The 13,537-nt window shown below is 56.5% G+C and carries 12 protein-coding genes; 3 read left to right on the forward strand and 9 right to left on the reverse strand.

The window, feature by feature from the left end:
- The first annotated feature begins 288 nt into the window (after positions 1-288).
- Positions 289-1,023 (forward strand): hypothetical protein, encoded by a 735-nt coding sequence (locus tag KXU80_RS12895; RefSeq protein ID WP_219838600.1) that lies wholly within the window; start codon positions 289-291, stop codon positions 1,021-1,023.
- Between the two features lie 3 nt (positions 1,024-1,026).
- Here the strand turns inward: KXU80_RS12895 and KXU80_RS12900 are convergent, their stop codons facing one another.
- From KXU80_RS12900 to KXU80_RS12925, 6 genes are all read right to left on the reverse strand, one after another.
- On the reverse strand, positions 1,027-1,437 hold the full coding sequence (locus KXU80_RS12900) for a gamma-glutamylcyclotransferase family protein (protein ID WP_219838602.1): 411 nt from the start codon (positions 1,435-1,437) through the stop codon (positions 1,027-1,029).
- A gap of 21 nt (positions 1,438-1,458) precedes the next feature.
- Positions 1,459-3,585 carry a bifunctional diguanylate cyclase/phosphodiesterase gene (locus KXU80_RS12905; RefSeq protein ID WP_219838603.1) on the reverse strand — a complete coding sequence of 709 codons (2,127 nt, stop codon included), beginning with the start codon at positions 3,583-3,585 and terminating at the stop codon, positions 1,459-1,461.
- Between the two features lie 43 nt (positions 3,586-3,628).
- Positions 3,629-4,438: a LamB/YcsF family protein gene (locus KXU80_RS12910; RefSeq protein WP_219838604.1), complete on the reverse strand. Its 810-nt coding sequence runs from the start codon at positions 4,436-4,438 to the stop codon at positions 3,629-3,631.
- A gap of 36 nt (positions 4,439-4,474) precedes the next feature.
- Positions 4,475-5,515, reverse strand: coding sequence for a 5-oxoprolinase subunit C family protein (locus KXU80_RS12915; protein ID WP_258171377.1), 1,041 nt, complete (start codon positions 5,513-5,515; stop codon positions 4,475-4,477).
- Entirely contained in the window at positions 5,497-6,252 is a 756-nt protein-coding gene (pxpB, locus tag KXU80_RS12920) for a 5-oxoprolinase subunit PxpB (RefSeq protein ID WP_219838605.1), read from the reverse strand. Before pxpB ends, KXU80_RS12915 begins: the two co-directional genes overlap by 19 nt.
- A gap of 165 nt (positions 6,253-6,417) precedes the next feature.
- Entirely contained in the window at positions 6,418-7,773 is a 1,356-nt protein-coding gene (locus KXU80_RS12925) for a VWA domain-containing protein (protein WP_219838606.1), read from the reverse strand.
- A gap of 156 nt (positions 7,774-7,929) precedes the next feature.
- Between KXU80_RS12925 and KXU80_RS12930 the strand changes: the two genes are divergently transcribed.
- A complete protein-coding gene (locus tag KXU80_RS12930) occupies positions 7,930-8,232 on the forward strand; it encodes a hypothetical protein (RefSeq protein WP_219838608.1) in 303 nt (100 codons plus the stop codon).
- A 96-nt stretch (positions 8,233-8,328) separates the two neighbouring features.
- Here KXU80_RS12930 and KXU80_RS12935 read toward each other — a convergent pair whose 3' ends face one another.
- Complete coding sequence (locus tag KXU80_RS12935; protein WP_219838609.1) at positions 8,329-8,910, reverse strand: TetR/AcrR family transcriptional regulator; 582 nt, start codon at positions 8,908-8,910, stop codon at positions 8,329-8,331.
- A gap of 268 nt (positions 8,911-9,178) precedes the next feature.
- Here KXU80_RS12935 and KXU80_RS12940 point away from each other — a divergent pair, with 268 nt between their 5' ends.
- Entirely contained in the window at positions 9,179-12,100 is a 2,922-nt protein-coding gene (locus tag KXU80_RS12940) for an MMPL family transporter (RefSeq protein WP_219838610.1), read from the forward strand.
- Positions 12,101-12,231: 131 nt separating this feature from the next.
- Here the strand turns inward: KXU80_RS12940 and KXU80_RS12945 are convergent, their stop codons facing one another.
- Complete coding sequence (locus KXU80_RS12945) at positions 12,232-12,840, reverse strand: hypothetical protein (RefSeq protein ID WP_219838611.1); 609 nt, start codon at positions 12,838-12,840, stop codon at positions 12,232-12,234.
- An 82-nt stretch (positions 12,841-12,922) separates the two neighbouring features.
- On the reverse strand, positions 12,923-13,357 hold the full coding sequence (locus KXU80_RS12950; RefSeq protein ID WP_219838612.1) for a hypothetical protein: 435 nt from the start codon (positions 13,355-13,357) through the stop codon (positions 12,923-12,925).
- Between the last annotated feature and the right edge of the window lie 180 nt (positions 13,358-13,537).

A 13,537-nucleotide genomic window follows, 5' to 3' on the forward strand; every position in this document is an offset into this window, starting at 1 on the left:
GTAAGGACAAGGATTAGACTGTGACTGAATTTTTTGCTGTCAAATTTCATGATACGCCCGCTTCATGGTACAATACTTATGAGGCATACAAGTTCACAATCCAACCATGCACGCCTCTGTAGAGTTGGATTAGCACTGAACAATGATCGGATTCAAGACGACAGCCGCCTCATACGACGGGACACGACTAAAGTCCAGCTTCAAACTAGACCACGGCCAATATCAGCTTCTACAGATGGCCGTGTACACTTATGAAGTAAAGTTTCGTAGAAACGGGGGTCTAAAATAATGTCTCAGCAAGTTTATGTCATTAATGCATCGCTTGCCGTCATCTTGCTGCTGCTGGCTCTGTGCGCAGGCTTCATGTCCGGCAGCCTGGCTTTCCGCAGGACGATCGACGCGTTGCAGCATACAGCCGTCATTACGCTTACGCTGCTGGGCGCCATGACATTCATCTCAATTGGAAAAGTAACGATGCTCATCGCAACCTACTCCTATCGGGATTGGTTTGTTTTTGATTCCGCGCTGCTTTTTCTGGCGCTCATCATGGCGCCGACTGCTGCCATAGCCGTCTACTCGGTGCCCCGTCTGCTTCAATTAGCCAAGCTGCAGCCCCGAGAATCGGAAGCTGCCATCAGCCGGACGAAGCGCCGCGCAGCCTCTGAAGTTGCGCTCGTCGTGCCCGTGCAAGTGCTGGTCATTGAAGCATTGATCTATGCTGCCATCAACATCTTCCCGCTTGGCATGGCGCATCGCAAGGAAATGCTGACCGTCGGCTTGCTGGTGCTGGCATTGCCTGCCCTGCTGATCTGGCGTCAGTCCATTCGCCGCAGACGCATTCACCGCGATGACGGAACATCTGTTGTGCATACCGTCAAACGTGTCGTCTTTATCACGATGGCCTGCATGCTGCTAGCTTTCGGCATTATTCACACGATGAACAACGCAAAAACGCTCAGCACCGCGGCTGAGCGTAACGAAACGATGCGTATTCAAATCACGCCTGCTTTTACAAACGAATAACGTTTAACATTCCCGCTTGCGGGCAAAAAAGTCCGGCCAATAGTCCTCCGCTATGAATGGGCAGCCTCTCGGCGCATCCCATACATAAACCCATCCCTGAAGTCCCGCTGACTGCGCATCCTCTACCCACACCCGATCATAGTCGTTATCCTCATCGATGCCATGAAACTGCTCCAGCTCATCCATCTGCTTCAGTCCCTGTTCATTCACGACCACCCACAGCCCGCGCACGCATGCACTGGAAGCCTTTGCTTCGACGTCACGCAGCAGCGCCGGGTACGAACCGCAATCAACAAGGCGCCCATGAACGATACCCGGCTTGGCGCCTTGGATGAAAGCAGCCGCGACATGATGATTGCTGTGGCCCGGCAGCAGTGATCCGTATATAAATACGGCAAATAATCGCTCGGACATCGACCATCGCCTCCTCTGCAATTAAGCGGTCTGGCTTCGGTGCCTGTACCAATTCTCAAACAAATTCGCCGGAATTGGCTTCGTGAAATAAAACCCCTGCGCTTCCTCGCAATTACGCTCGCGGAGGAATTTAATTTGCTCATCGTTCTCTACGCCTTCGGCCGTTACTTTCAACTTCAGGTTTTTGGCCATCGACGTGATGGTCGACACGATCGCGGCATCGCTGCCTCCCTGCGTCAAATCGTTGACAAAAGCGCGGTCGATCTTAAGCTTATCGATCGGGAATCGCTTCAAAGAGATCAAGGAGCTGTACCCCGTGCCGAAATCATCAATGCTGATTTGAACGCCGAGTTCCTTCAAGCTTGAAAGCGTATCGGCGGCAAACTCCACGTCGCTGGTCATGCTCTCTGTAATCTCAAGCTCCAAATAGCGAGGCGGCATGCCGGATTGCTCCAGAATCGATTTGATCCGGTCGGCCAGCTGATGCTGCCTGAACTGCCGCATGGACAAATTGACGGACATCATCATCGGCGGAAGTCCGGCATCCTGCCAAGCTTTGTTCTGCTTGCATGCGGCGCCGAGCACCCATTCGCCGATCTGCAGAATGAGACCATTCTCTTCGGTGAGCGGTATAAATTCGCCCGGCGGCAGCAGCCCCCGCTGCGGGTGATGCCAGCGAACCAACGCTTCCACGCCGACAACCTTGCCGGTGTTCAGATTAACGAGCGGTTGATACGCCAGCGTAAACTGCTCCTCATCAATCGCCCGGCGCAAGTCACTCTCCAGCCGCAAACGATCATGCGCTTTGCGGTTCATCTCCGGCTCATAGCTGGAATACTCATTGCGGTGCGCTTTGGCACTGTACATCGCCGTGTCCGCGTTCTTCAGCAGCAAGTCGACACTCTCCCCATCCTGCGGATAGAAAGAAATGCCGAGGCTGATCGTAATATGATACTCCGCTTCATCCAGAACGAACGGCGCATCGAACAGCCCCATCAGCGCCTTGGCCTGCTGATCGACTTGATCCATCTCCGCCTGTTTGATATCAGGCACCAGCACGACGAATTCGTCGCCGCCCATCCGGAAGACCCGATTAGGCCGTTCCGCCGCAAGTCGAAGCCGCTCGGATACAGCCTGCAGCATTTGATCGCCGAACGAATGACCCAGCGCGTCATTGATCGTTTTGAACCGATCAATATCGAGCAGGAACACGGCTACTCGGCGTTCGTTCAGCTTCGCCCTCTGCAGTTCCGCTCCAAGCTGCTCCTTCAGCAGCCTGCGATTGGATAAGCCCGTGAGCTCATCATGATAAGCCATATAATTAATGCGGGATTCCGAACGCTTCTGCTGCTTGAAGGGCTCCTCGAGCGTAACGTAATAAATGCCCTTCATCAGAAAGTAATAGCCCGCAAGCTTGTAGATGTGACCGAACAGCATATCGCTGTCGTGCGTGCTCGTACTAAGCATGAACTGCAGATTAGCCAGCATGAAGAATACAAGCGACTGAATAATGGTCAGCAGCGCCTGCGGCCTGTCATTGCGGTTCAAATACAATACGACGCCAATCGTGCACAGGTAAATGAAGGTTGTAATCACCTGTGTTCCCAGGCTGAGGAACGCCATCGATTTGCCGGTAAACAGAGGAAGCGCCGTCAGATCTGTCAATGAAAAATAGAGCGCCGCCAGCAGGCTGGCCATGCCGAGCCCAACGATAAAAGCAGGGAGACGCCTGCTCGCGGGAACCGGCGCATCGTTCTTGCGGAAAATGATAAACAGCCCGATGGAGCCCGCAAGCTGCGCCGACATGGCGAAGAGCATGGACAGCGACGTATCGCCGACAAATCGATAGAAGGGCATGCCTTCCGTCGTCAATCCGTGCAGCATGTCAAACAAGCCGACTGCACCGAATAAGGCTGCTGTATACAACCGATGCTTGGACAACGATTTCACGAAAAACAACCAACCGAGCACCAGCATTGTAAAGCTTATGGCAAATCCGAAAAATTCCATGCCGGAGTGAATAAACAGATAAATACGTTCAGGTATCGTCCAGTAGAGCTCCCGATGAAGCGTTCGCAAGAGCAAGAAGCCGATGATGGCAACGAATGCCGTCCATATCGTTATTTTTTCCGCACGGTTTATTGACATGATGTCCTCCTCCGACAAATAAGCCGATGCTGAAATGCGTACCCTATCCGCGCTTGGAGACGCGCGGCGGTCGTAGTTCGATACCTGCTGCGACAAGACCTCGATGAAGATGAGCCGCGAAGACCGCTGCCTGCGGTCCGTCGCCGTGCAAGCAAACCGTATCCCCGTGCATGGGAATCTCCGTTCCTTCGATGGTGCGCACTCGGCCCTTGACAATGATATCGATTGTTTGGCTGAGCGCAGCATCGGCATCACGGTGCAGGGCCCCCGGCTGAGTCCGGGGCGTCAACGTCCCGTCCGCCCGATACGTGCGGTCCGCGAAAACCTCGGAAGCCCGCGGCAGGCCCAGCTTATCCGCCTCCCCCAGCAGGGTGCTTCCCCACTGCCCATAAATGAAGAGCGAAGCATCATAGGCATGAACGGCGCGGACGAACGCTTCCGCGAGCTCCTCGCTCCGGCCGGCCATATGGTACAGCGCTCCATGCGGCTTCACATGGCTGAGCCGCCCTCCTGCTGCCCGCACGAACGAATCCAGCGCCCCCAGCTGATACAACGTATAGTCGTACGCCTCCTGCGGGGTAATTGCGAGCTCCCGGCGCCCGAAGCCCATTCTGTCCGGGAGTCCGGGATGCGCCCCGATGGCGGCGCCTGCTTGAACCGCCCGTTCCACTGCTTCGCGCATCGTAAGGGGATCGCCGGCGTGAAATCCGCAGGCAATGTTAACCGAAGAGACGTAAGGCAGCAGCTCATCGTCCTGTCCGAAGGAATAAGCGCCGTAGCTTTCACCGAAATCACAGTTCAGGTCTATGAATCGTTTCTCCGGCAGCGCATGATTAGTCGTGTTCGCAGCCATATCCAAGGCCCCTTTCCTCCGCTTGCCGGAACCGCATTAAAGCTTATGTACCGCTATAGCGGAAGCCATCAGCCGCATGGCCCGTTCAAAGGCGAGATGCAGCTGCTGCGCTTCCGCCAACGTCACTTGCGAGAAAGTGATCCAGTCGCCTGGCTTGCTCTGCGCGAGCAGCGGCAAGTCAACAGAGATGACATGGGCGAGCTTGGGATAGCCGCCTGTCGTCTGGCAATCCGCGGCGAGAATAATCGGTGCTCCGCCGGCCGGCACCTGTACTGTGCCGGCAACGACGCCGTGCGACAGCAGTTCCGCGCTGCCGCTTCGTTCCAATGGGGGGCCTTCGAGGCGGACCCCCATGCGGTCCGATGCAGGAGCAACGCGAAAGCGCTCCTGCATCAGCGCCGTACGGGCCGCTTCGCGGAACTGCCCGTACTCGGCGCCCGGCATCACGCGCAGCCGGATGCCGTCCTCGCTTGCGCCGCCGTAGGCGAAGGGCGGCGCAAACCAGCCCGGGGCCGCCCAATTCCGGCGGCGGCCCTGCGGCTCTGCAGCGGCACGCGCGGCGAGCGCAGCGCGCCATGCGGCCGCACGGGGCGGCTCGGCGCCGCAGCGCAGCTCGTCGCCGCGCTGCAGGGCGCGTCCCGCGACGCCGCCGATGCCGGCGCGCGTGTCCGTGCCGCGGCTGCCGAGCGCCCGCTCGGCGGCGATGCCGCCGGCAGCCGCGACATACGCGCGGCAGCCGCTGTAAGCCGTGCCGAACGAGATGACGGCACCGGCCCGAACCCAAACCGGCCGCCAAAGCGGGAGCTCCTCCCCGTCAATCGACGGCGGCATCGTCGCGCCGCAGACGGCGATCAGCAAATCCCGCTCCATCTCCAGCACAGGCCCTGCAAGCGTCAGCTCAAGCCCGGCTTCGCCCTCGGCGTTGCCGACGAGCAAATTCGCCGTGCGAAGCGCGAAGCGGTCCATCGCACCGCCCTCCGCGACGCCGTCCTTGCGCCAGCCCGGCCTGCCTAAGTCTTGCACGGTCGTATGGAGTCCAGGCTTTATCACGCGAATGCTCATACCTGTTCTCCCCATGTCCGCATTTGTTCCTCCGTGATCGGGACGAACCGCAGCTCATCTCCTGTCCGCAGCAGAATCGGCTCCTCTCGATGAGGGTCGAACAGCTGCAGCGGCGTACGGCCGATCAACTGCCAGCCGCCTGGCGAAGACAAAGGATAGATGCCAGTCTGACTCCCTCCGATGCCGACGGCTCCTGCTGGTACGTTGCTGCGAGGCGATTCCCGCCTGGGCTGAGCCAGCCGTTCGGAGAGACCCGTCAAGTAAGGAAAGCCCGGCATGAAGCCGATCATCGCCACTTGGTATACACCCGCTGCATGCTGCCGAATGAACGCCTCATCAGCCAAGCCGGAACGATCGGCACAATGACCCAGATCCGGTCCGTATTCACCGCCGTAACAGACGGGGATTTCAATCCTTCGCGGCGCAGCAGCTTCATCCTCCGCCCTGCAGGAGAGGATCCTTCGCACTGCGGAAGCTGCGTAGTCATAGGGCAGCTGTTTCATTCCTTCTTTGTCCGCTGACAGCAGCAGCTTGCTTTCATTCATCCGATGGAGCAGCAGCGGGTCATAAACGACCGTAACCGAGGCATAGGCCGGTACGGCATCACTCAGCCACGGCGCTTGCGCGCGGTGCAAGCGCGCAGCCAGCTTCGCCGCAAGACGCCAGTCGGCCGAACCGCTCTTCTTCGTCCATTCAACGACGAGCGCACGATCGCCGAGCGGCGAAATGAGGCATTCATCGCCGTGTTTCATTTGCACGAAAATCCCCTTTTTCCGGACTAAATTCGACATGCCGCCTTCCATATGGAAGGACCTTCCGATTCCGCGTAATCCCTTCTAGTTTGTACCATTCCAAGCCTCTTGTCCAGCCTCTTTCTAAAGCTTTCCTAAAACTATTTTTCGACATAAAAGCGGCTATTATGAGGAATAACGGTTTATGACATCCACCAGTAAATCATTCAAAGCTTTGACTTCATACTCGCCGACCGCCGGCTTCTCATGGCTGTTTCCGATTCCGCTGTGGTCCGTCAGGAATAAATACGTACCGCCCGTTGACGACGCCAGAAAACGCATCAAATATTCGGTGTGCACATCGACGCCGCTGGATGCGACCGGAATGATCCGTATCCCCTCCGCCGCAGCCGTCTCCATCAATTCATGCAGCCGTTTGCCCACTTTGCGTTCATGGTGCGGAGGGGCATCCAGCACAAGGAACATCAGCCGCGCACGGGCCGTATCGCTCCACTTGTGATCGTTGATCGCATTGTCCAGCGCTTCGTCCACTGCCTCCGGAAAATCGCCCCCGCCTGCCGCGCTCTGCTCCGACAGTTGGCCGACCGCTTTGTCGATGTCGGCTGTGAAGGGGAAATCCTTGACCACGTACTCGTCGCCGCGATCCCTGTAGAAATTGGTGCTTACCCGGATGTCCAGCTGCTGACCGTTATCTTTGCCGACACGCTCCACGACGTCCTTCAGCTCTGTTTTCAAATAATTCAGCTCATCGCCCATGGAGCCCGTCGTATCCACAACGAGCATCAGATCGAGCGCTTTCGATGCTTTCACCGGTGCATCCAAATTCACGTTCAGCGCCTGCCCGCGCGGAATCGGCACATTCTCATACCGCTTCGTCTCATTGCCTGACGTGACTTCGATCCCGTATTGTTCCTGAGTATCCTGCTCGTCGAACAAGCCCGCGTAGACGAAAGCGACGCCATTATTGTTCGTGCGTCCTTCCCAGATGCTCTGACCGTCTTCATCCATGACGCTGACGACCGCATCCGATACAGCCCGGCCGTCTGCCTTAACGATCACTTCAAGCTGACGCTGCGGAAAAATCGACCAATACGCCGTGTTGTCCTGTCCATACGAGCCGCTAAGCAGCTTCGCCCAGCGGCTATGCGCAGCGAGATCATCCCACTCCCCTGCCGTCAGCTGTCCCGGCTTGGAAGCATCATATTGAGAATTCCCGCCCTCATCCGAGTCCGGTGCAGCGCTGCCGTCGTCAGCTGCAGGCTCTTCCGCAGTTGATTTATCGCCCGAGTCATCGCTTGCATGATTGCTCGATTCATCCGCCGTACTCGTGTTCGATGTGTTAGGGTCTGCGGCCGAATTTGAATTTGCAGCCGAATTGCCGACCGCGCTGTCGTTCTGCGAATTGCCCGACGAACATGCCCCGAGCAGCACCATCGAAGCAGCCAGCATGAGGATTACGAGCCTTTTCGCCGTTGTCTTCGCCGGCTTCATTTCTTTGTCTCTCACCGTCGTCATACGCATAACCATTCCCCCTAAGTTTTCTATGTTCGACCAGTATTTGTAAATGACTGATCAACCTTACGACGAATGCCGGATTCAAATTGTTGCATTCCGGCTTGGCCGACTTTACAATCGGGAGAGTACTTTTTTTCCCGGTTTCAAAGGAGGCGGTTCCGCATGGAAACCTATCAGCTCACAGAGCTCAGCATCACGCATCAAGGCATTTCGACCAAGCTGTCGTTTACGGCAGCGCAGCTGTTCGTCGTCGCGGATTCCGGCTATAAGCTGTGGTACATTGAAATCGACGGCATGACGCAGCTCGCCCTGCTGCATATGTTCAATGAAACCGATCAAATCGGCGTCACTTTGAACGGCATTACGGCAGGCGGCAAGCCGCTGCAGGGCACCGGTTATTTCCACCCCAACGTATCGCATCACGCGGCTAACATCCGAGGGGACGGCGAGCTAGGCGGTTTCTGAATTCCGCTGCCACGGCTACCTACAAAAAAAAGCAGCTTCGCTCTCATCCCGTAAGGGACAAGCGCGAAGCTGCTTTTTTTGTGCCGGCAACCGCAGCTATTGCGGTGCGATTCCTTTGAAGAACAGCTCGAAGGTCATCGCCATTCGGGTATCGAGGGGTTCGTCTCCTGCTTCCATAGACCAGATCATCAACGTGCCGAAATAGGCTTGAAATGCCTGCTGCAACATCATAGCCGCCGGCATATCCTTGCGAAGTTCGCCGCTCTCCTGTGCCTGCGCGACCAGCGGAAGCACCACCTCGGCTAAGTCCATCATGAATTTGTTATGGTTCTCCAATGCCGCACTGCTCCCCAGCATCGCTTGAAAGAGCGCGCGAGTCTGCGGCTTGTTCAACGTGAACTGGCGCACGATATTGAACACGAGCAGCTGCAGCCTGGGCACAAGCGGGCCCTGCGTATCCTTAAGTCTCTCCAGCTCGTTAATGGCGAATAACCCCTGCAAATCGCATATAAGTTCATCTTTGGAAGAAAAATAGTTGAAAAAGGTCCCTTTGGCGATGCCGGCAAGCTTAGCGATGCCTTCGACCGTCGTTGATTCATAACCCTGCTCGGAAAACAGCGTCAGCGCCGCTTCCTTAATGCGCGTTCGCGTCTGTTCCTTCTTGAGCTCGCGCTTCATGGCTGGATCCTCCGTCATTGTTACGTTCTGTTATTTCCTTATTCTAACACGGGGTGCAATCTCGCGTAAACCCGAAGTGACCGACGGTACAAGATTCTAATCGTCGCAAGGGGATATGAAGGAATACAAACTAATCAACATTGGATTCAATACCAATTTTAGAATGCGAAATAATTATGACCGCCGGTACAAAATTATTGACATCAGGATTTTCCATACGCTATAACTATTCTTAGGATCATGACCCATGTTACAAGGAGGTTAGTGTATGACAGAACGAATAATCCGCGGACTTGCCCGTGCCAAATGGGCAATTGTGCTGGCATGGCTCGCGATCGCCGTCGCTTCGGTACTCGCGCTGCCCGACCTGGCTGCCATCGTGCGGCAAACCGAGCAGAAATTCATTCCAGCCGATTCTGAATCCGTCGTGGCCAAGAACATGCTGGAGCGGATCAATCCCGAGACGACCTTGAAGTCCAGTGCTATTCTCGTCTATTCCAGAGAAGGCGGCATGACGGACGCGGACCGTACGTGGCTTGAAACCAAAGCCGCCGAGCTAGCGAAGCTGAGCAGCAAGGACGGGTTCAAGTCCGTGCAGTCTGCCTACGAAACGCCTGAGCTGTCGTCCAAATTCCGCAGCAAGGACGGAACGACCGAGCTCCTGATCGTCGGCTTCACGCGCGCCGACAATGACCCGCTCACCTCGCAGGCGGTTGACACGCTGGCCGAGCGGATTCACGGCGCTCCAAGCGGCAGCAAAGTAGAGCTGACGGGCAGCGCGCCGATCGGCAAAGACTTTCAAGAGAGCTCCGAGCAAGGATTGAAGAAGACTGAGCTTCTCACTGTCGCGCTCGTGCTCATTATTCTGCTTGTTGTGTTTCGCTCTCCCATCGCGCCGTTCGTTCCGCTGATCACGATCGGGATCTCGCTGATCATAACGCGCGGTCTCGTTGCTTATGCAACCCGGTTCGGGATGCCGGTGTCCTCCTTCACGGAATCGTTCCTCATCGCTGTCATGTTCGGCGCCGGTACCGACTATTGCATCCTGCTCATCCAGCGTTTCCGGGAGGAAATGAGCCAGGATGGCGATAAAGTCCAAGCGCTCATCCGGACGATGCGGACAGTCGGCAAAACCGTCGCCTTCTCCGCGAGCACGGTGTTCGTCGCGTTCTTCCTCATTGGCTTCGCCCAATTCGGCTTGTACCAATCAGCCGTCGGCGTTGCCATCGGCGTTGCGGTCACGCTGGTTGCCGGCTTGACGCTCACTCCATCGCTGTTGATGATCTTCGGTAAAGCGACCTTCTGGCCGACGAGAATCGTCAGCGGCCAAGGGCACGGCGAATCCAAGCTATGGGCGTCGATGGGCCGACTTGCTGCGCGCAGACCTGTCGCGATCATTCTCGTCACGGTACTGCTGCTGGCTCCGCTCACGCTACTGTACCAAGGCAAACGCTCCTTCGACGATTTGGCCGAAATCGATCCTTCGCACGGATCCGTTCAAGGCTTCCGCCAAGTCGAGCGCACCTTCGGCTCCGGCGAGGTGTTCCCGCTCTCCATCGCGCTGACGGCTCCGGATTCCATGCGCAGCCCAGCGGCGCTCGCTGTTATGGAGACAGCAAGTGCAAGCATGGCGAAGCTCCCCGGCGTCAAGGAGGTGCGCAGCGCTGTGCGGCCGCTAGGCGAGCAGCTCAGCGATCTGACCGTCTCCGATCAATTGACCAAAACCTCCGACGCGCTTGGACAATTAAAGGACGGCGTCGATAAGGTCGCCGGCGGCTTGAAGGATGCGGAGACTTCGATTTCCGGCGGTCAAAGCGACGTCGGGAAGCTTACAAGCGGGCTGCGTACGATGGCTGGCAAGACAAAGGAAGCAGAGAGCGGCTTGATACAAATCCACGGCGGCATGCAGCAAGCAGCCAAAGGCGCAGACCAGCTTACCGGCGGGCTCAAGCAAAGCGCGGCTGTATCGGCTTCCATGGGCGCCGATTTGAAGGCGCTGCTGACGGCGCATCCGGAGTTGCTGAAGGATGCTTCCATGCAGCAGCTTGTCGGCAAGCAGCGCGGTCTCGCATCCGGTTTGAATGAACTGAAGAACGGCGCAAGCCAGCTGTCGTCGAGCTTTGCGCAGCTGAATCCGGGCATCTCGAAGGCCGCGGACGGTATGGGGCAATTGGCCGTCAGCCAATCCCAAGCCGCAGAAGGCACAGCCAAGCTGGGCACCGGATTGAAAGACCTGACGAACGGGCTGCAAGCCGGAGTCAAAGGTCTCGCCGATGTATCGGATGGACTGACGAAGGTTAAAGATGCCGAGCAAGCCATCGGCAGCAGCCAGATCCCGGGCTGGAACTTGCCGCAGTCCGCGCTCGATAACCCCGAACTTCAGCAGGCGCTGGATTACTATGTGTCCAAGGACGGGAAAACCGCCCACTTTGACATCATTCTTGCCGTTAATCCGTACTCAGAAGAAGCGCAGGACACGGCTGCACAGATACGCGACGCCCTGCATCGCAGCCTGGGAGGCAGTGCCATTACGCAGGCGAATTTCTATATTTCCGGTACTTCGGCTCAAATTACCGAGTTGAAGGATATTTCGCAGAGCGATTTCATGCGAACGGGCGCATTTGTTATGATCGGAATTTTCATCGTGCTGATGATTCTGCTTCGTTCTATTCTGGCACCACTCTACGTGCTGCTGTCGCTCGGCTTCAACTTCCTCGTGACGATGGGGATCGTGGAGTTCATCTTCGTCAAATTGCTTGGCAAGGAAGGGCTCTCATGGAATGTGGCCTTCTTCGTGTTCCTCATTATCGTCGCACTCGGGGTTGACTACAGCATCTTCCTCATGGCGCGTTTCAAGGAGGAGTACCGGCCAAGGGGCATCACGTATGCGATGACCAGGGCGATGTCCACGACAGGCGGTGTCATTATATCCGCCGCCGTCATTATGGGCGGCACATTCGCTGCTCTGATGATGTCCGGGGTGAACACGCTGCTGCAGATCGGGGCAGGCATCGTGATCGGCTTAATTTTATACGCGACGGTTTTCATGGGGCTCGTCATCCCGGCACTTGCTAACCTGTTCGGCGAAGCGAATTGGTGGCCATTCCGTCAATTGGCCAAAGATAAAAGCGGCGCCGCGCAGGACAAAGGAACCGGGAACAGCTCTCGTCTGAAGGAACAAACCGAATAAACCGCATACACTCAAAAGGAGCTGCCCCTAGCGTCATCTGCCGATGACGGGGGAAGCTCCTTTTATGTTGATTTTATCGCCGGGGATTGTCATGCAGAATCTGCACCGGCGTCAACTTCAACTGCAGCCGATCACTTCAAAACGTGTTTCGCTGCATGCTGCGTATAGGCAAACAGCTCCATCAATTCGAGGTGCTGCACGTATTCGACGGCGCTGCGCGCTTCATCCGATCTATTGCCGCTCGTCCGTGAGGCCAAAGCGACCATACTCGTAAACTCGCTTGGCATCCAGCGCACCTGGCGTCTAATGGCCGCAAGTCCCTCTCGGATTGCGCCTTCCGGAATATCGCTCAGAACCGTGCTGTTCTGCACCCAGTCTGCTGCGCGTTCCTGCAGCTTCTCCATGGCGGGATGCTGGCCGGCCATGCTGAACCAATAGTTGGCATTTGAGAAGTCGCCCTCCATGCGGTGCATAATCCCATGCCAGTAGCAGCCGGTCGCATCATCCTCGATTTCCTGCGACTGTCCATGGGAGGCATCCAAGCTCTCATTCAGCAGATGCAGTCCCGCCTTCAAGGCAATGAGCGCCGGACGAGCGGATCTCGGCGTCCCTGCGGTAATCAGCGGCAATTCTGCGATTTGTTGCTCTAACGAAGCATCCCACGCTTGTTTCGGCATAAGAGCCTGCAGCGTTTGACGAGATTCCAATTGTTTGACGATCAGTGCTAAAGCATGATTCATGCGGCATTCACTCCTTCATATGAGGTAACGCCAACCGAAGTCAGACGTATCATGAGACAGTCAGATTGGGTTCAGTTCGGGTTCAGATCGTACCCAAATCTCGAACGACCCATCCTTTATGCTCTTCCTCTGTTATTTGCTCCGCATACCGGTTGGCCTGCGCTGCTGCATTGCTCTTCTTCTCCTGCTCGTCAAGCGCCGCATATGCCCGTGCAGCCGCCTCGTAGGCGTAAGCAATATAGAAGGGCTCAAGTCCCGCGTCCAGACTCACGGCGAGGCACTTATCGGCGTATTCGAGCGCCTGCCTGCCTTGGCCAATAACCGCATAAACGCGCGCCAGCTGCCAATAGCCGACCGAAAGATTCGTTTGAGTATGCCCCTCCACCTGCGTCCAGTGCCAGAACGAGCTGTGGCAGAGATGAACCATCTGCTCACTCTCGCTTGCCGTGCGATTCGGATTATCAAGATGCTCCCACACTTTATTGAAGCATGATGACGCCAGCTCTTTATGGATCATTCGGTTCTCTCCCCGCTTATTCTGCGTATAGTGCTAGTTACGGTTATCACATTCGCCGGAAGATGCAGCGAATGCAAGTGCTCTGAGCATATCGCGGATTCCAGATGCGCACAACAACTAAATTTCCACAACACGGCAAAAAAAGCTCCCGAGCGCTTTTGCCCCGGAAGCTTCGTTCGT

The organism is Paenibacillus sp. R14(2021) (assembly GCF_019431355.1).
GTDB lineage: Bacteria > Bacillota > Bacilli > Paenibacillales > Paenibacillaceae > Paenibacillus_Z.